General features: G+C 61.6%; 15 protein-coding genes. 1 reads left to right on the top strand and 14 read right to left on the bottom strand.

Annotation, left to right across the window (positions count from 1 at the left end):
* The 11 genes from glmU to ACOVRJ_RS16315 form a co-directional block, all read right to left on the bottom strand.
* The coding region (gene glmU / locus ACOVRJ_RS16365; protein ID WP_422044899.1) for a bifunctional UDP-N-acetylglucosamine diphosphorylase/glucosamine-1-phosphate N-acetyltransferase GlmU at nucleotides 1-1,306 on the bottom strand (1,306 nt) is incomplete at its 3' end.
* 91 nt (nucleotides 1,307-1,397) lie between these two features.
* Nucleotides 1,398-2,024, bottom strand: a complete 627-nt coding sequence (locus ACOVRJ_RS16360) for a DUF4136 domain-containing protein (RefSeq protein ID WP_422044898.1) — start codon at nucleotides 2,022-2,024, stop codon at nucleotides 1,398-1,400.
* A 56-nt stretch (nucleotides 2,025-2,080) separates the two neighbouring features.
* On the bottom strand, nucleotides 2,081-3,046 hold the full coding sequence (gene ttcA / locus ACOVRJ_RS16355) for a tRNA 2-thiocytidine(32) synthetase TtcA (protein WP_422044897.1): 966 nt from the start codon (nucleotides 3,044-3,046) through the stop codon (nucleotides 2,081-2,083).
* The gene (locus ACOVRJ_RS16350) at nucleotides 3,043-3,453 is read right to left on the bottom strand and encodes a dihydroneopterin aldolase (protein ID WP_422044896.1); all 411 of its coding nucleotides are present in this window, start codon (nucleotides 3,451-3,453) and stop codon (nucleotides 3,043-3,045) included. Before ACOVRJ_RS16350 ends, ttcA begins: the two co-directional genes overlap by 4 nt.
* 21 nt (nucleotides 3,454-3,474) lie before the next feature.
* Nucleotides 3,475-4,257 (bottom strand): SDR family oxidoreductase, encoded by a 783-nt coding sequence (locus ACOVRJ_RS16345; protein ID WP_422044895.1) that lies wholly within the window; start codon nucleotides 4,255-4,257, stop codon nucleotides 3,475-3,477.
* A gap of 43 nt (nucleotides 4,258-4,300) precedes the next feature.
* Nucleotides 4,301-4,909, bottom strand: a complete 609-nt coding sequence (locus ACOVRJ_RS16340; RefSeq protein WP_422044894.1) for a sulfite oxidase heme-binding subunit YedZ — start codon at nucleotides 4,907-4,909, stop codon at nucleotides 4,301-4,303.
* A gap of 11 nt (nucleotides 4,910-4,920) precedes the next feature.
* Nucleotides 4,921-5,916 carry a protein-methionine-sulfoxide reductase catalytic subunit MsrP gene (msrP, locus tag ACOVRJ_RS16335; RefSeq protein WP_422044893.1) on the bottom strand — a complete coding sequence of 332 codons (996 nt, stop codon included), beginning with the start codon at nucleotides 5,914-5,916 and terminating at the stop codon, nucleotides 4,921-4,923.
* A gap of 145 nt (nucleotides 5,917-6,061) precedes the next feature.
* The gene (locus ACOVRJ_RS16330; protein ID WP_422044892.1) at nucleotides 6,062-6,895 is read right to left on the bottom strand and encodes a substrate-binding periplasmic protein; all 834 of its coding nucleotides are present in this window, start codon (nucleotides 6,893-6,895) and stop codon (nucleotides 6,062-6,064) included.
* A 7-nt stretch (nucleotides 6,896-6,902) separates the two neighbouring features.
* On the bottom strand, nucleotides 6,903-8,297 hold the full coding sequence (gene ccsB / locus ACOVRJ_RS16325; protein ID WP_422044891.1) for a c-type cytochrome biogenesis protein CcsB: 1,395 nt from the start codon (nucleotides 8,295-8,297) through the stop codon (nucleotides 6,903-6,905).
* On the bottom strand, nucleotides 8,294-10,354 hold the full coding sequence (locus tag ACOVRJ_RS16320) for a cytochrome c biogenesis protein ResB (RefSeq protein WP_422044900.1): 2,061 nt from the start codon (nucleotides 10,352-10,354) through the stop codon (nucleotides 8,294-8,296). The genes ccsB and ACOVRJ_RS16320 overlap by 4 nt, the downstream gene beginning before the upstream one ends.
* 245 nt (nucleotides 10,355-10,599) lie before the next feature.
* Nucleotides 10,600-11,223: a c-type cytochrome gene (locus ACOVRJ_RS16315; protein ID WP_422044890.1), complete on the bottom strand. Its 624-nt coding sequence runs from the start codon at nucleotides 11,221-11,223 to the stop codon at nucleotides 10,600-10,602.
* A 68-nt stretch (nucleotides 11,224-11,291) separates the two neighbouring features.
* Between ACOVRJ_RS16315 and yihA the strand changes: the two genes are divergently transcribed.
* On the top strand, nucleotides 11,292-12,092 hold the full coding sequence (yihA, locus tag ACOVRJ_RS16310) for a ribosome biogenesis GTP-binding protein YihA/YsxC (protein ID WP_422044889.1): 801 nt from the start codon (nucleotides 11,292-11,294) through the stop codon (nucleotides 12,090-12,092).
* Between the two features lie 30 nt (nucleotides 12,093-12,122).
* On the opposite strand, the gene ACOVRJ_RS16305 is transcribed toward yihA, so the two are convergent.
* The 3 genes from ACOVRJ_RS16305 to groES all read right to left on the bottom strand — a co-directional run bounded on the left by ACOVRJ_RS16305 (nucleotide 12,123) and on the right by groES (nucleotide 16,466).
* Complete coding sequence (locus ACOVRJ_RS16305) at nucleotides 12,123-14,138, bottom strand: DUF1631 family protein (protein WP_422044888.1); 2,016 nt, start codon at nucleotides 14,136-14,138, stop codon at nucleotides 12,123-12,125.
* A 209-nt stretch (nucleotides 14,139-14,347) separates the two neighbouring features.
* The gene (gene groL, locus ACOVRJ_RS16300) at nucleotides 14,348-15,997 is read right to left on the bottom strand and encodes a chaperonin GroEL (RefSeq protein ID WP_422044887.1); all 1,650 of its coding nucleotides are present in this window, start codon (nucleotides 15,995-15,997) and stop codon (nucleotides 14,348-14,350) included.
* A 178-nt stretch (nucleotides 15,998-16,175) separates the two neighbouring features.
* Nucleotides 16,176-16,466: a co-chaperone GroES gene (gene groES / locus ACOVRJ_RS16295; RefSeq protein WP_263540526.1), complete on the bottom strand. Its 291-nt coding sequence runs from the start codon at nucleotides 16,464-16,466 to the stop codon at nucleotides 16,176-16,178.
* Nucleotides 16,467-16,963 lie beyond the last annotated feature (497 nt).

Below are 16,963 nucleotides of genomic sequence, written 5' to 3'. Positions count from 1 at the left end.
TGGTGACGGTCGAGCCGCCGCCGATGGTGGCGCCAGCGCCGATGGTGATGGGCGCTACCAGCACGCAGTTGCTGCCGACATGGACGTCGGCACCGATCTCGGTGCGGTGTTTGTTGGCACCGTCGTAGTTGGCGGTGATGGAGCCAGCGCCGTAGTTGACGCGCTCGCCCACGGTGGCGTCACCCAGATAGGCCAGGTGATTGGCCTTGGCGCCCTTGGCCAGGGTGGAGTTCTTGACCTCCACGAAGTTGCCGATATGGACCTCGTCACCCAGGTCGGCACCGGGGCGCAAGCGGGCGAAGGGGCCGATCAGGGCGCCGGCGCCGACCTTGGCGCCGCCAGCCTTCTCGCCGTCGATATGGGTGAACTCATGGATGCGGGCACCAGCGCCGATGTTGGCATTGCGGATCACGCAGTTGGCGCCGATGCGCACGTTGTCGCCCAAGACGACAGTGCCTTCAAACACGCAGTTGACGTCGATTTCCACGTCCTGGCCGCACTGAAGCAAACCGCGCAGATCAAAGCGGCGCGGGTCAGCCAGGCGCACGCCGGCTTCCAGCAGGGTTTCGGCCTGCTCCAGCTGGAATCGGCGTTCCAGATCGGCCAGTTGCACCGGGCTGTTGACGCCCAGCACCTCGGTTTCGTTCGGCGCGGCAATGCCCAGCACCGGCACGCCTTCGGCCACGGCCATGGCGACGATATCGGTCAGGTAGTACTCGCCTTGGGCGTTTTGATTGTTCAGCTGGCTGACCCAACGCTTCAACGCGCCGGTGGGCGCGGCCATCATGCCGGTGTAGCCCTCGCGGATGGTGCGTTGCTCAGGGCTTGCATCCTTGTGCTCGACGATGGCCAGCACGTTGCCGTCCGCCTGGCCGCCCTGACGCACGATGCGGCCATAGCCGGTCGGGTCGCTCAGATGGATGGTCAGCAGCACCAGAGCCTTGCCGTCGCAGGCTTCGACCAGGCGTTGTGCAGTGGCTTGTTTGATCAGCGGCACATCGCCGTTCAGGATCAAGGTCGTGCCTTCGTCTTCTGGCAAGGCCGGCACGGCCTGCTGAATGGCGTGTCCGGTGCCCAGCTGGGGCATCTGGCGCACGAACTGTACGCCGGGGCCGGCCACAGCGGTTTCCACGGCTTCGGCACCATGGCCGGTGATCACCACATTGCGCTCAGCTTGCAGGCCCTGCGTCATGTCCAGCACATGGCGCAAGAGCGAGCGGCCGGCCAGCTTGTGCAAGACCTTGGGCAAGGCCGATTTCATGCGGGTACCCTTGCCCGCGGCCATGATGACAATGTTCAGCGACATAAAAGAGTTGCGGCTCCGTCTGAGAAGCCGCAATTATGGCGGTGCTGCGCTGCAGGCCAGTGACAAGCGGGCGGCGCCGGCCTGCGCTGATTCAAGGCATGACTTGGACGCTGACTCGGTGCGGTTCGGGGCGCACCTTGGGGAAGTCGCTCATCGCCGCTTGGAACATGGCGCCCAGCAGGGCGCTATTGCCCGGCACCGAGCCTTCATTGCTGGCGCGGGCCTCGTAGAGCGGTTCGGAGCTGGCTCGGTCGCGCAGCAAGACCGCTACGGAGCGCTCGTAGCGCCTGTCCATCAGGTCGGACGGGTGGTACAGATAACCATAGCGGCCCGGCGCACCATAGCGCCAGTAGTTGTAGTTGCCATGCCAGCGCCACCAAAGCGGGTCATCCCAGGGCGCGTAGTCTTGGGCGCGGATGCGTTGGCCCAAAGAGACCAGCACATCGGCGCTCTTGGCGTCCTTGCTTTCGCTGAAGCCCGCCTTCAAGAGCGCCGCGCGGGCGCTGTCTTCGGCCTGCGTTTGCAACTCGGCGCGTTCACCGCCAGCCTGTTGGGACGGCAGGCGTTCAAAGAAAAAGCTGCCCGGTTTGCGCCCCTCAGGCCAAGCCCCGAAGCTGGCGACCTCGCTGCTAACCATATACGGCCCGCTGCATGCAGTGAGGCCCAGCACGGCGAGGCCGGCCAATCCGGCCAAGACAATGCGACGTTGCGTCTTCATCAGAGTCTCCTTGGGTTTGACGCCCATTTTGATCCTGCTTGTTTGACCGTGTGTGATCAATCGGTCGTGGTTTTGTCGCGGTGCAAGGTGATCACCGAACTGGCAGCCTGTGGTGGCGCGCAGCTTTCCTCTTCATCAAAGGCGATATCCCCGTTGGCATCGGGCAATCCGGTGGCCTTGAGCGTTTGGAAGGGGAAGAGGTCCCGGTCCATCATGTGCGAGGGCACGATATTGCCCATGGCGGTGAACATGTTTTCAATGCGGCCGGGGAACTTCTTCTCCCAGTCATTGATCATGGCCTTGACCTGCACGCGCTGCAGGTTCTCTTGGCTGCCGCAGAGATTGCAAGGAATGATGGGGAATTCGCGATGCGCAGCCCAGCGCACCAGATCGGGCTCGGCCACATAGGCCAGCGGGCGGATCACCACATGCTTGCCGGTGTCGCTGACCAGCTTGGGCGGCATGCCCTTCATGCGGGCGCCAAAGAACATATTCAGCAAGAGCGTGACGATGATGTCGTCGCGGTGGTGGCCCAGCGCAATCTTGGTGGCGCCTAACTCCTCGGCCACGCGGTAGAGGTTGCCCCGGCGCAGCCGCGAGCACAGCGAGCAGGTAGTTTTGCCCTCGGGCACCAGGCGCTTGACGATGGAGTAGGTGTCGGCCTCTTCGATGTGGAAGGGCACGCCGCGGCTCTTCAGATACTCGGGCAGTACATGCTCGGGGAAACCGGGCTGCTTTTGATCGAGGTTGACGGCGACGATCTCGAAATTGATCGGCGCGCGTTGCTGCATATTCAGCAAGATGTCGAGCAGCGAATAACTGTCTTTGCCGCCGGACAGGCAGACCATGACCTTGTCGCCTTCTTCGATCATGTTGTAGTCGACGATGGCCTGGCCCACCTGGCGGTGCAAGCGCTTGGACAGCTTGTTGATCGCCAGCGAGGCCTTGGCGCTCGGTTCTGCGCCGGGCTCTGCGGCCGCCTCGGTGGGGGCGGCGGCTTCGAGAATTTCAGGGTTCATCATGCTTGGGAGGCGGCTTCGGGTTTCAGACCAAACACTTCCACGCCGACCGCGTCGCAGTCGGGGTAGACGTCGGGCTTTTGTGTCGAGACGCTGGCGGCTTTCACCATCGGGTGCTTGAGCATCAAGGCCAGCACGTCGTCGCACAGGGTTTCTTGCAGATGAATATGGCCTTGGCTGACCCGCTCGGCGATGCTGCTGCGGATGAAGTCGTAGTCCAGCACCTCGTGTAGCTCGTCATGTTGCGGGGTGGACAGGCGCAGAGGGATGTAGAGATCCACATTGATCAGCACGCGCTGCTCGCCTTTTTTCTCGAAGTCGTGCACGCCGATATTGATATTGACCTCGTAATTGCGCAAAAACAGGCGGCGACAGTCGAGCAGGGAAGGGTGGGCGAGAGAGCTTTGCATAAGGCGATGAGGTAAGGGGATTCAGTGGCCCGACGTGGCGGGGGCGGTGAGAAACATGACATCGCGCGCTTGGGCGCTGAGGTGCTGGCCGCCATCGACCAGCAAGGTCGTGCCAGTGATAGCACGGGCCTCGATCAGATAGCGCACGGCTTGGGCGATGTCTTCGGGCGTGGAGGAGCGTTGCAGCGGCGTCATGCGGTGGGCTTGGTCGAATTCGCTGTCGGCCATCGGCCCCGAGACCAAGGTGACGCCGGGCGCCACGCCGCAGACCCGCAGTTGCGGAGCCAGGGCTTGCGCCAGCAAGGTAGTGGCGCTTTCCAGCGCCGCTTTGGAGAGGGTGTAGGACAGATAGTCTGGATTCGGGTTCCAGAGCTTTTGGTCCAGCACATTGATGACACAGGCACGCGCCTCAGCCGAGGGCAAGGCACGACGCAGCGCGCGGGCCAGCACGATGGCCGGGCCGGTGTTGGCGCGCCAATGCAAGTCCATCGAGGCGTAGCTGAAGCTCTCGACGTCGTCGTATTCAAACAGGGAGGCGTTGTTGACCACCGCTTCCAGGCGGCCGAAGTGCGCCACCACGGCGGGCACCAGGCCTTCACAGTCGGACTCTTGAGCCAGGTCGGCGCCGAACAAGGCCGCTTGCGCACCTAGTGCCTGCAACTCGCCGGCCAAGGCTTCGGCCTCGGCGCGCGAATGGCGGTAGTGCACGGCGATGTCATAGCCGTGGCGGGCCAAATCAAGCGCCATGCTGCGACCCAGGCGGCGTGCGCAGCCGGTGATCAAGACGACGGGACGTTCATTCATCCCCGGATTATCTCAGTCGAGCCGAATTTCGGCCCGCCGGTGCTCAAGAAGCCCGCAGCGCTTTCATCAAGCGCCAGCCGAGCAGGGCGGCGATGAGGGCCAAGTACAGCAGCGGCTCGCCAAAATTCTGCTTGCCCGCACGCATCCAAAAGAAGTGCAGCAGGCCGATGCCGGCGATCAGATAAACCAGCTTGTGCAGCTTTTGCCAGGTCTTGGCGCCCAGGGCCTTGATGGCACGATTGAACGAAGTGGCGGCCAGTGGCAGCAGCAAGAGCCAGGCGGCAAAACCCATCAGGATGAAAGGCCGCTTGAGGATGTCTCGGCCAATGTCGGTCAGCTCCAGGCCCATATCCAGCCAGCCATAGGCCAGCAAATGCAGGCTGGCGTAGAAGAAGGTGAAGAGACCCAGCATGCGGCGAAAGCGCGCCAAAAAAGGCCAATTCAAAATGCTTCGCAGGGGGGTGATCGCCAGCGTCAGGCACAGTGCCCGCAAGGCCCACTCCCCCAACTGCCGGATCAAGGCCTCGGCCGGATTGGCGCCCAACTGTCCGGCGGCAGCCCCCCAGATCAAGTAAGCCAGGGGCAATAAACACAGAGCAAACACCATCGGCTTGGCAGCAGGGTGCAAGCCGATGGCATGGATTCTTCCCATGGCGCGTTCGATCAATAGTTCTTCTTCAGATCCATGCCCGCATAGAGCTGCCCGACCTGGGCCTCATAGCCGTTGAACATCAGGGTGGGGCGCTTCTTGGCAAACAGGCCGTCTTCGCCAATGCGTCGCTCGCTCGCCTGGCTCCAGCGTGGGTGGTCGACCTTCGGATTGACGTTCGAGTAAAAACCGTACTCCTGCGGTGCGGCTTGGGTCCAACTGCTGATGGGTTGCTTTTCGACAAAACGGATCTTGACGATGGACTTGGCGGACTTGAAGCCATATTTCCAGGGCACGATCAAGCGCACCGGCGCGCCGTTTTGATTCGGCAGCACCTCGCCATACATGCCAAAGCCCAGCAAGGTCAGCGGATGCATGGCTTCGTCCATGCGTAGACCCTCCACATAGGGCCAATCGAGCGCACGATTGCGCAGTCCAGGCATCTGCGACTTGTCGGCCAGACTGATGAACTCGACGAACTTGGCCTTGGAGGTGGGCTCGACCTTTTTGATCAACTCGGCCAGCGAGTAACCCACCCAGGGAATCACCATCGACCAGCCCTCCACACAGCGCAAGCGGTAGATGCGTTCTTCCATCGGGCTGAGCTTGAGCAGGCTGTCGAGGTCAAACACGCCGGGTTTGGCCACTTCGCCCTCGATGCTGACGGTCCAGGGGCGGGTTCGCAGTGAACCGGCATTGCGCGCGGGATCGGCCTTGTCGGTGCCGAATTCGTAGAAGTTGTTGTAGCTGCTGGCGTCTTGGTAGCGGGTGGGCTTGTCCAGCGTCATCGCCCCGGCAACATTGCTGCGAGCCCCGGGCAATTTGCTCAAGCCGCCGCCGCTGGTTTGCGCCAGCGCCTCGCGACCCGCCCAACTGGCCAAGCCGATCCCCGCGCTGCCGCTGGCCATCAGCTGCAGCCATTGGCGGCGGCGCAGATAGACCTCTTGTGGGGTGATGTCGGAGCCAGGAATCCCAGATCCGTAGGCAGAAAGCAAGTCAGCGCGGCGCATGGCAGCCCTTTGTCTTCAGTTGGCAATGCTGATCAGTCGTGACAGCGGGTGCAAAGCTTACGGCCTGTCCGCAAATCTTGCTCAGACCCGGCTTTCCCTTGGCGAGGCGAAGCCGCTAGCGGACTTGAGCGCGATCGCCCTGGGCTCAGCGCCCTTCATTCCAACCCTCGGGGCAGGCCACCGACCGCAAGAGCGCCGCATGTTCTCCGCTGTCCCTCAAGCGCTTGAGTCCGCGGTTGAAGTCCGCCAGCAAAAGGGCGCTACGCGGCACAGACGGCGGAAGAATGAGGTGGGTGGTGAAGCTGTCGGTGAATGCGCGCGGGTGAGCCGCAATCTGAGCCGCCTCGGCGGGCTTGAAATGACGCCCCAAGAGATCGCAGGCCACATTGCGCTCCATCGGCATGGCATCCATTCGCCCCAGCAGCATCTTGCGCAGACCGGCAAGATCATTCGGCGTGTTGTCGCCCTTGAGCTCACCGCTCTTGAGCAGTTGCCAAAACTCCGGGGTGTAGGTGTAGTCGCGAATGAAACCGAGGGTATAGCCCTTCAAGTCCCGCAACTCGCTCCACTGCAAGGGCAGGGCGCGGCGATGAACGATCAGCCATTGCTCGGTCAAGACGTTGTCGCTGAGCAGGAAGTCGCGCTTTCGTTCGGCGGATGCGCCCCAGTAGGCCGAAGCGTCGAACTGGCCGGCCTTGGTTTCTTGTTGCGCCCGGGTCCAGGGCAGAAAGTGGTACTCCACCTGATAGCCCGAGAGCGCAAACGCGCGCCTGACAATCTCCAGTGCAATGCCTTGGTCGGCGCGCGACTGCGTTGCATACGGCGGCCATTCACCGGTGGCAATTCGCAGCGGTGCTGCTTGGAGGGCTGTGCTGGCCAAAACGGCCCACAACAGCCCGATCAGGGCCGCACCAGCCGCCCAGCCGCGCCGGACCATGGGGCGTTGGCGAGCAGGAGGCGTACGCGGCCGGTGACTCATCGCGCGCTCAGAGCGAGCCGTAAGAGTGCAGACCCGACAGGAACATATTGACACCCAAGAAGGCGAAGGTGGTGATCACCAAGCCACACAAGGCCCACCATGCCGAGACAGTGCCTCGCAGGCCCTTCATCAAGCGCATATGCAGCCAGGCCGCATAGTTCAGCCAGACGATCAGGGCCCAGGTTTCTTTGGGGTCCCAGCTCCAATAGCCGCCCCAAGCTTCCGCGGCCCAGAAGGCGCCCAGGATGGTGGCGATGGTGAAGAAGGCAAAGCCCAGGGCAATGGACTTGTACATCAGGTCTTCCAGCGTGGCCAAGGCTGGCAGGCGCTCGGTCAGTGGCTTGCGCAAGGCGATACAGACGGCGAAGAACACCAGCAGCCCGGTCATCTTGCGCGCCCAACCGTCGAGTCCTTGGATGGTTTCGGCTGGCAAATCGGCGATGAAGAAACGAGCGGCCAGAATCGCCGCAATCAGGCCAATCGGCAGCGCGATCAAACCAATCAGCAGGGCGCGTTGAGACGCCGTCTTGAGCAAGTAAGCCATGCCCACCATGGCGGCCAAGGCAAAAGTGCCGTAGCCGACGAAGTTGGCGGGCACATGGATCTTCATCCACCAGCTCTGCAGTGCCGGCACCAGCGGTTGAATCTCATGGGCCTCGCGAGCCACGGTGTACCAAAGCAGGAAACTGACCGCCGCGCTGATGATCAGCATCACATAGGCGCCCAAGGCGCGGGTCTTGAATCTTGCTTCGTAGTAAAGATAGAACAGCGCCGTCATCCAGCAAAACAGCACGAAAACTTCGTACAAATTGCTGACGGGGATGTGGCCGATGTCCGGCGCGATTTGATGGCTTTCAAACCAGCGCACGAAGGTGCCGATCAAGGCCATGAAAGTCGCACCCCAAGCCAGACGCGAGCCGATGGCCTCGGCGGCGCTGTTCTCACCGGATTTGGTGAAGAAACCGCCCCAATAGAACAGCGTGCTCATGAAAAAGAGCACGCTCATCCACAGAATCGCGCTTTGGCTGGACAGCGCGTACTTGAGCAAAAACACCTTGTCGGCGGCCGCCAAATCGGCCCCAAATGCATCGGTTTGTTGCCCATACAAATGGATGGCCAGCAAACTCGCCGCTCCGGCGGTAATCATCAGCAGGCGCAGCGGCCGCCAGAACCAGCCCAGCGCGATCAGCGAGGGAATAGAGAAGATCAAGATGCCTTCTTCATACCCGTCCATCGAGGCGCCGTAGCGCCAGAAGCAGAAGATGCCGCCACCGATGATCAATGCGGCGAACAGCCAGTCAAACAAGTTTCGGCTGGCGAAGTAGCCGGGTCGTCCAATGTGGACGCTGCTGCTGGGGCTGGACTGCGGGGCGGGGTTGACAGTGTTGCTGGCGGTATTCATACGCCTTCCTTCAAAAGATCGAGCTTGATCTGCTCAAATTCGGTGCCCGTATCGGGCGTCTCTCGGGTGCTGGACAGCGCCATGCGAACGCGGGTCGCATCGCTCTGGCCCGGCGCTGGTTCCAACCAAATCCACAGGCGACGCTCCTTCACATAGAGCATTGCGAAAATCCCGATGGTGAGCAGAATGGCGCCAAGATATACGAGTTTCTGACCTGGCGCTCGGGCCAATTGAAAGACACTGGCTTGCAAGAGCTTGAAATCGTCCAGCTGAAGCAGCATGGGGGCCGGGTAAAACATGCTGTCCGACAGCGCCAAGACCGATTGCGTCATGAAGGCCTGGGTGGCGGCGTCGGCCTTGGGGGGCGGCAGCTTGGCCTCTTCACGACTCAATTTGTAAAGCTCGAACAGGCTGCCATTGAGGATGCGCAAAAGCACTTCTGAGACACGCTGGCGCTCGGCCTCGGGCACTTCGGTCTCGATGAACTGTGACAACGCGGGCAAACCGCCGGGGATGTTACTGTTCTTGTCCTCGGGCTTGATGCGTTCGGCACCCGCAAACAAGGCCAGCGCACGGTGCGCCGTGGCTTGCAACTGCGGGGTCATTTCCGGTTTGTCGTTCGGCGTGGCGGCTTCGGCATAGCGGCGTGCAGCGCGTTCGCGCAAGGCCTTGTTCATCAGACCTTCGCGCAGGCTCATCCAACCATCCATGCCCATCTGCTCGTCGGCAGGAATGCGCATATAGCGGAAGGCTTCGGTCGGCGTGTCGCGCACACCGGCCAGGAAGACCCGGTTGCCGTCCAGTTCCACCGGCACCATGTAGTTGTTGTACTCGCGCGCCTGTCCGGCTGCGTCGCGCAGGCGGTAGCTGAAGGAGGGGCCGATGTTCTGCAGAACTTTCTCGGTCTTGGTTTTGGCGCCGCTGCCCAGATGGCTTTGCAGCGAAGTGACCAAATCGACTTTTCGCACGTCGGTGCTGCCCGGTCCGGCGGGGTTGCCGCCCATATTCTCGACGTTGATAACGCGCAGACCGGCGAACTCCAGCGTCAGCTTTTGAACGTCGTTCTTCAACTCGGTGTTGCCGCCGACCTTGCCTTCAATCGTGAATGTGGGTCCGCTGGGGACATCTGCGCGCCCCATGGGACGGGCCTTGACCTTGAGGTCAGAGCCGCCGTCTTCGAAGCTGCTCTGGTAAATCGCGATGCCGCGATGGATGAAGGGCTCGTTGACCTTGATGGTGGCGTCGGTGATGGCGCCGGTTTCATGGTCGCGTACGCTGACTTCGCTGGCAAACAGCTTAGGCATGCCCGTGTCGTAGTACTCGACGATGAATTTTTTCAGCTCCACGTCAAAAGGCAGATCCTGCAGGACCACGCCGCTGGGCATGGACAAAATGGCGGTGGCGGCGCGGCCGCCTTCGGGCACCATCAGGTTGCCGCGGAAGCTGGGGTTGTTCGGGCCCAGTCGGTGTTCTGCCTTGACTTCGCTGATGAGGCCGCCACCTTGGTAAATGGTCTTGTCTTGCGCCCACATCATGGCGCGCACCAGCAAGTCCCCGTCGAGCAGACCGCCCAGACAGATCAGAACGATGGATGAGTGCGCTGCGATATAGCCGATTTTGTTGGCCGAGCCTTTGCGAGCGGCCACCATCACGCCGCGTTCGCGCGCTTGCACCTTGGCCTTCCATCCCTCGGCGCTCAAATAGCTGGCCACCTGATTCAAGGCCGCTTCCGGCGCCACAGGCAAATGCCCCAGGGCCTTGTGATGGAAGGCCTGCAGCGACTGCTCGCGCACATGCTCCTTGTAATTCTTCAGGTCTTGAATGATCTTGGGGGTGTTACGCGCAATGCACAAACTGGTCGAAATGACCAAGAAGGCCAAGATCAACAAGAACCACCAGGCGCCATAGACGGTGTAGAGATCAAACTTGCCGAACAACTCGGCCCAGAAGGGGCCAAACTGATTGACGTAGTTGTTCAGGGGCTCGCGCTGTTTGACCACGGTGCCGATGACGGAGGCAATACAGATCACCGTCAGCAAGGCGATGGCAAAGCGCATCGAGGCGAGCAGATCGATCAACTCTCGCCAGACTTGGCTGCCCGAGGCGCTCGTTATTTGGGGGGCAGGCGCTGGACTGCCGACAGGCTCGCGGGCTGGCTCGCTGAGGGGAGGGGTGTCGTTGGACATCGGGTTCTACTGCAGGGACCAAGAAAAAAGGCCGGTGAGAATCACCGGCCTTCTAGAGGATTTGAAGCCAGACGAGGCTCGGCGGTCGAGGCGCTGGAGACAGGCGCCGGGTGGACTCAGCGCAGACCGGCGATGTAATCGGAGACGGCCTTGATCTCGCGGTCGTTCATCTTGGCGGCGACGCCCGTCATTGCGGCGTTGTTGGCACGTGTACCCGAGCGGAAGGCATTCAGCTGCAGCTCGGTGTAGTCGCTGTGCTGACCGGCCAGGCGGGGGTACTGGGCAGGCATGCCCGCACCGTTCGGGCTGTGGCAGGCCGCGCAGGCGGGGATCTGACGGTCAGCAATGCCGCCGCGGTAGATCTTTTCTCCCAGCGAGACCAAGTCCTTGTTCTTGGCGAAACCGGCCTTGGCTGTCTTGCTGGCATAGAAGGCGGAGACGTTCTTGATGTCCTCGTCGGACAGCGTCGAGGCCATGCCTTTCATGACCGCGTTATTGCGGGCACCCGACTTAAACTCGACCAATTGCTTGGCCAGGTATTCAGGGTGCTGGCCTTGCAGGATGGGGTTGGCCGGGCTGCCGCGCGAGCCGTCTGCCGTGTGGCAAGCGGCGCAAACCTGGGTCGCGATGGCTTGACCTTTGACCAGGTCTGGCTTGGAGGGGGCCTTGGCCTCATTGGCATGTGCAGCCGAAGCGGCAAGCAGGAGGCTCGACAACAGGAGAGCAGCAGTCTTAGTCATGAATTTATAGATTCGGTAAGCGCAACTTTAAGATTTTACAATGGCAATCCATTCAGCCAGAACACTTCATGACCAACACCTCTTCTGTGCCGCAGCATTCTGCGGAAATTGAGACATCGCCATCGGACAAGGTGGTGTTGGGATGGACCCACACGGCCCGTTTCTTGACAACGGCCAGCGAGTTGGTGCATCTGCCGGCGAGCGAGTTGCCCGAGATTGCCTTCGTCGGTCGCTCCAATGCCGGCAAGTCCACTGCCATCAACACGCTGGCTCAGCAAAAACGATTGGCTTTCGCCTCCAAAACACCTGGACGGACGCAGCATATCAATTTGTTTGAACTTGGGCCTAAAGACGCGGCCAATGCCTGGTTTGCCGACTTGCCGGGCTATGGCTATGCCGCGGTGGCCAAGGCCGCGAAACTGCGCTGGCAAAAAGTCATGGCCGACTATCTGGCCGTGCGCCGCAGTCTTTCTGGTGTGGTGTTGATGGTGGATTCACGCCTGGGTTTGACCGACTTGGACAAGCAGTTGCTCGAGTTCGTTGAGCCGCGCGTGCGCTCGGGTGAGGTCAAGCTCTTGGTCTTGTTGACCAAGGCCGACAAGCTCAATCGCAAGGACGCCGACGCTGCCTTGTTTGGTACCCGTGCTTACATGAAGCAGTTGGAAACCGAAGCTTCGGACATCACTGTCACGCTGTTTTCGGCGCTGAAAAAACTGGGCGTGGCCAAGGTGGCGCAGACGCTGCATGCCTGGGTGCAGGCGGCGCGTGTGGTGACGGAAGCCGAGTTTGCGGCCGCTGCTGCAGCAGCCAACGAAGCGAATGACGCAGCGGCTGAATCCAGCGCCGCGCCGACCTTGCCACCTGTTTAAGTCAGACTGAAGGGCCTGGAACGGGCTTATTCAGCCTTGCTTCTCCAGGTCCTGCATCAAGGTATCCACGGCACGTTGCAGCAAGCTGGTTTCGTCCAGGGCGGTGATCAGGCCGTTGGCCAAAAGGCGCTCCAAGGCCGCATGGGTCAGGGAGTGGCGCACATCAGCGTCTTGACCGACGAATAAGTAGTACTGGCGGCTCTCGCTGATCCAGGCGATTTGCGCGGTCAGCCAATCGCTCTGAATGAAGAGGTGGTACCAGCCACCGATGTGTACCGCGTCCATCCAGGCCTTGACGGCGGCCAGGGCCGCTCGCTGGTCATCCTGGTCGAATTGCTGCACCGGGACGGTCGGTAGTTCGCCCCGGTCCACACGGGTATGAGCCCAGTGCTCGGGCAACTGGGACTCGCGTTCGTCCAGCAATTTCTGTAGCAATTCCGCCTGACTCAGCTCGCTTTGCTCTTTTGCATCGTGCAAGGCCTGCGGCACGGTATCGCCCGCGTCCAATGCTGGCAGGCCGCGAAGCACTCGAGCATGCTGCTGCATCAACTCTTGCAGCACAGGCTCTCGAGCCTCCGTGGGCAGGGCAAGCGCATCGCAGCCCGAGCGCAATTCATCGATCAGACGGGGCAAGCCGTTACGCAAGGCTTGGCGGGCCGCTTCGTCCCTGGGGGTTTGCAAGCTGTCCAACAGTGCATCGACCCATTCGATGCGTTGCATGGCGGCCGCCGACTCGCGTCCTTGCAGCACCATGGCTTGCACGATGACGTCAACCCAGGTGGTTTGGAGAAATTGACGCAACCGGCGCCCCAGCGGCGCGTCGGCGATTTGCGCCCTGATCTGCTCGCGCAACAAGCCCAGCCATTGCTTGCGCATCTGTTCGCGTTCCAGTGAAGCCAGCGCCGCCGCGCTGCGTTCGCTGCGTTGCTGCGCTTGTTTGTTGAGCAGGGCATCCACGCGCGTCAGCGTGGCTTCAAACAAGAGGGCGGTGGGCAGGGGGGCGTCAATCAAGCCCTGGACCTCGAGATCCATGCTGCGCAAAAAGCCTTGAAACTGTTCGTCGTCAGCGCGATCAAAAGCCATGCCGTGTGCCGCAACACGGTTCAACAAGGCCCATGTGGGATGGTCTTGGCGGTGCAAGAGGCTGGAGTCGGCACGAGACAGGCGCACCACCGCTACCTGCAGCCTTGCCAGCAGCGCCTTCAGCGGCGCCAGCAGTCGAGGATCGGCCAGGATCTGGTCGTACAGGCGGCTCAGCATATCGGGCCCGGCTTTGGCAATGAAAACCGGTGCTTGCCCCTGCGTTGCAGCTGGAGCTGCGGCTGGCGCTCGGGTGTTGTGTTCCTGCACGCGCCGCGCCAAGCCATCCAGGGTCGCGGGTTCGCTTTGCCGGTTGGCCAGGGCAAAGCGGTGGGCTGCGTCGGCATCCTGACTTCTCGCGGCGTGGCTGGCCACCAACTGGCTCAACTCGGCAGCGCGAAGGCGGGCGCACAGCTGGCTGTAGATCCGGTGCAAGCCCTGAGCCATGGGCGTGGCGGCCACTTGCATCAGCTCATACCGACGCTGCGCCTCCATCTCCACGCTGGATAGCGCCACCAACAGCGCTTGAGAGAACAGCGCCGGCCGCAGCGGGTTCTCGTTCTTGCGTGCGCGGGCCGTGCCGCGCAAGGCGGCAAAAAAGTTGCCGAGTTGATGCAGCTCTGGTCTTGATTGCTCCTCGATAGCCTGCACGACATGAGCAACCGCCACATCCTGCAGCGCCTGGCGTTCGTCCACCAGACACAAGGAGTCCAGGCCCATGGCCGGGCGTTGCTGTTGTAAAGGGTCGTGCCCTTGTCCGGCGCTTTGAAGAAGAGCGCTCAAGGCCGCTTCAAAATCTTGCGCAAAGCGTACCCGCATGCGCCGCCAGCCCTCATGCAGCGGGAAGTACTGGGTGCGAGAGTCCAGCGCCGTTTGAATGGCATTGAGCAAATGGCGACTCAAGGCCGGCGCTTCTTGCAGCGTTTCTTCGAGAAGGGATTGAAGATTGGGGGGGGGGATGGACATGGAGGAGGCGGGGCCTGAGAGGACTTGATTATCGGCCGTCAAGGGATGGCTGGCGTTCATCCGCATCTTGCGATGCAATAGCGCAAAAAAAGGGGACCGCTTTAGCGGTCCCCTTTTCTTGTGAGAACAATCTCACCGATCGGCAGCTCAATCGCCGAGCGATGGGGGCCGGGTCTTGCCGATGAGGGCAAGTCCTGACCCCGCAGGCATTACATGCCCATATCGCCCATGCCACCCATGCCGCCCATGCCGCCAGGCATGCCGCCGGCAGGAGCGTCGTCCTTCGGTGTTTCAGCGATCATGCACTCGGTGGTCAGCATCAGCGAAGCGACCGAAGCGGCGTTCTGCAGCGCGGTACGGGTCACCTTGGTTGGGTCCAGGATGCCCATTTCGATCATGTCGCCGTAGGTGTCGTTGGCAGCGTTGAAGCCGTAGTTGCCCGAGCCCGCCAGAACGGCGTTGACCACCACGCTGGCTTCGCCGCCGGCGTTGTAGACGATCTCGCGCAGCGGGGCTTCGATGGCCTTGAGCACCAGCTTGATGCCGGCGTCTTGGTCAGCGTTGTCGCCCTTGATGGCGCCAGCGGCTTGCTTGGCACGCAGCAGAGCCACGCCACCACCGGCCACGATGCCTTCTTCGACAGCAGCGCGAGTGGCGTGCAGGGCGTCTTCAACGCGGGCCTTCTTTTCCTTCATTTCGACTTCGGTGGCCGCGCCAACCTTGATCACGGCAACACCGCCAGCCAGCTTGGCCACGCGCTCTTGCAGCTTTTCACGGTCGTAGTCGCTGGTCGCTTCTTCGATCTGGATACGCACTTGCTTGACGCGAGCTTCGATGTCAGCTGCAGCGCCCAGGCCGTCGATGATGGTGGTGTTTTCCTTGCCCACTTCGACGCGCTTGGCTTGGCCCAGATCGGCCAGAGTGACCTTCTCCAGAGTCAGGCCGACTTCTTCGGCGATGACCTTGCCGCCGGTCAGGATGGCGATGTCTTCCAGCATGGCCTTGCGGCGGTCGCCGAAGCCAGGTGCCTTCACGGCCACAACCTTCAGGATGCCGCGGATGGTGTTCACCACCAAGGTGGCCAGCGCTTCGCCGTCCACATCTTCAGCAATGATCAGCAGCGGGCGGCCCGACTTGGCCACTTGCTCCAGCGTGGGCAGCAGGTCGCGGATGTTGGAGATCTTCTTGTCGAACAGCAGGACAAACGGGTTGTCCAGCAGAGCGGCTTGCTTCTCAGGGTTGTTGATGAAGTAAGGGCTCAGGTAGCCGCGGTCGAATTGCATGCCTTCGACGACGTCCAACTCGTTGTTCAGGCTCTTGCCGTCTTCAACGGTGATGACGCCTTCCTTGCCGACCTTGTCCATCGCCGAGGCGATGATCTGGCCGACGTCGGCGTCGCTGTTGGCCGAGATGGTGCCGACTTGAGCGATTTCCTTGGAAGTGGTGGTGGCCTTGGAGGCCTTCTTCAGCTCGGCGACCAGGGCTGTCACAGCCTTGTCGATGCCGCGCTTCAGGTCCATTGGGTTCATACCGGCGGCCACGTACTTCATGCCTTCGCGCACGATGGCTTGAGCCAGCACGGTCGCGGTGGTGGTGCCGTCACCGGCGTTGTCAGAAGTCTTGGAAGCCACTTCCTTGACCATCTGCGCGCCCATGTTCTGCAGCTTGTCTTTCAGCTCGACTTCCTTGGCCACGGACACACCGTCCTTGGTCACGGTAGGCGCGCCGTACGAACGCTCCAGCACCACATTGCGGCCCTTAGGACCCAGGGTCACCTTGACCGCATTGGCCAAGATGTTCACGCCTTCAACCATGCGTGCGCGGGCTTCGCCGCCGAAAACTACGTCTTTTGCTGCCATGAAAATTCTCCAAATTCGTGAATAAGGACCACGCTCTCTTTAACAATCAGTTGTTGAGAAAGAAAGCGTAGCGAGCGGCGTGCTGGCTAGGCGGACGGAGCACAGGAACCGGAACGTGCTTCCTGCACGTGAGGATTCCGAGCACCGCCCAACGACGCCAGCGCGTCGCGCAGTAGCTTTACTTCTCAACAACGGCGAAGAGGTCTTCTTCGCGCATCACCAGCAGTTCATTGCCATCGACCTTGACGGTCTGGCCCGAGTACTTGCCGAACAGAACGCGGTCACCGACCTTGACGTTCAGGGCGATCAGGTCGCCACGGTCGTTGCGCTTGCCGTTACCGACGGCCAGCACTTCACCTTGGTCCGGCTTTTCAGCGGCGGCGTCAGGGATGAAGATGCCCGAGGCAGTCTTGGTTTCTTGTTCGAGGCGCTTAACGATCACGCGATCGTGCAGAGGACGCAGGTTCATCACATCTCCTAGAGAGTTTCGGGACTTCGTTGAACTGGGCGCCAGCAGGATCTGCCAGCCACCCGGCCTGGGAATTTCGAGACCTGGGACACCCAGCCGGGCTGGGTCTCTTGAGTCGTTAGCACTCGCGGGGTGCGAGTGCTAGCAAACGAATTATATGGGCGGGTGTGACGCTTTCAAGACCCTCAAAGATTCAGCCAGCTACTTTCCTCCATTCCTTGCTTTCCCCGAGCCAGGCGTGCTTCTGATAGGCCGCGCTTGGCTGGATCGGCGGCGGGTCATGTCGGCTTGCCTGGGTTTGAGGTCTGAAGGCCTGCAATTTCAAGCCTTGCTGAGCGTTCCTCTTGTGTAGCCTTATGCTGGGAGGCGGCGCAAGGCTTGGCCGCGCCGCGAGAAAACCGGTGGCCGCGCAGTCAGCGCCGGCTTGGCGAAGAGGAAAACTCAATTGGTGAAGCGCAAGGGGTCGGCAGGGCGAAGTGGGTTCGGGGCTTTGGCGA

It is taken from the genome of Roseateles sp. (genome assembly GCF_049240545.1).
Taxonomy (GTDB): domain Bacteria; phylum Pseudomonadota; class Gammaproteobacteria; order Burkholderiales; family Burkholderiaceae_C; genus Paucibacter_A.
This window is presented reverse-complemented; position numbering and strand designations above follow the sequence as displayed.

What these genes read in the sequence shown, in the direction of transcription:
- ACOVRJ_RS16360 (WP_422044898.1), bottom strand. Translation starts at nt 2,024, where the DNA reads ATGAAGACGCAACGTCGCATTGTCTTGGCCGGATTGGCCGGCCTCGCC.
- ttcA (WP_422044897.1), bottom strand. Translation starts at nt 3,046, where the DNA reads ATGATGAACCCTGAAATTCTCGAAGCCGCCGCCCCCACCGAGGCGGCC.
- ACOVRJ_RS16350 (WP_422044896.1), bottom strand. Translation starts at nt 3,453, where the DNA reads ATGCAAAGCTCTCTCGCCCACCCTTCCCTGCTCGACTGTCGCCGCCTG.
- ACOVRJ_RS16345 (WP_422044895.1), bottom strand. Translation starts at nt 4,257, where the DNA reads ATGAATGAACGTCCCGTCGTCTTGATCACCGGCTGCGCACGCCGCCTG.
- ACOVRJ_RS16340 (WP_422044894.1), bottom strand. Translation starts at nt 4,909, where the DNA reads ATGGGAAGAATCCATGCCATCGGCTTGCACCCTGCTGCCAAGCCGATG.
- msrP (WP_422044893.1), bottom strand. Translation starts at nt 5,916, where the DNA reads ATGCGCCGCGCTGACTTGCTTTCTGCCTACGGATCTGGGATTCCTGGC.
- ACOVRJ_RS16330 (WP_422044892.1), bottom strand. Translation starts at nt 6,895, where the DNA reads ATGAGTCACCGGCCGCGTACGCCTCCTGCTCGCCAACGCCCCATGGTC.
- ccsB (WP_422044891.1), bottom strand. Translation starts at nt 8,297, where the DNA reads ATGAATACCGCCAGCAACACTGTCAACCCCGCCCCGCAGTCCAGCCCC.
- ACOVRJ_RS16320 (WP_422044900.1), bottom strand. Translation starts at nt 10,354, where the DNA reads ATGCGCTTTGCCATCGCCTTGCTGACGGTGATCTGTATTGCCTCCGTC.
- ACOVRJ_RS16315 (WP_422044890.1), bottom strand. Translation starts at nt 11,223, where the DNA reads ATGACTAAGACTGCTGCTCTCCTGTTGTCGAGCCTCCTGCTTGCCGCT.
- yihA (WP_422044889.1), top strand. Translation starts at nt 11,292, where the DNA reads ATGACCAACACCTCTTCTGTGCCGCAGCATTCTGCGGAAATTGAGACA.
- ACOVRJ_RS16305 (WP_422044888.1), bottom strand. Translation starts at nt 14,138, where the DNA reads ATGTCCATCCCCCCCCCCAATCTTCAATCCCTTCTCGAAGAAACGCTG.
- groL (WP_422044887.1), bottom strand. Translation starts at nt 15,997, where the DNA reads ATGGCAGCAAAAGACGTAGTTTTCGGCGGCGAAGCCCGCGCACGCATG.
- groES (WP_263540526.1), bottom strand. Translation starts at nt 16,466, where the DNA reads ATGAACCTGCGTCCTCTGCACGATCGCGTGATCGTTAAGCGCCTCGAA.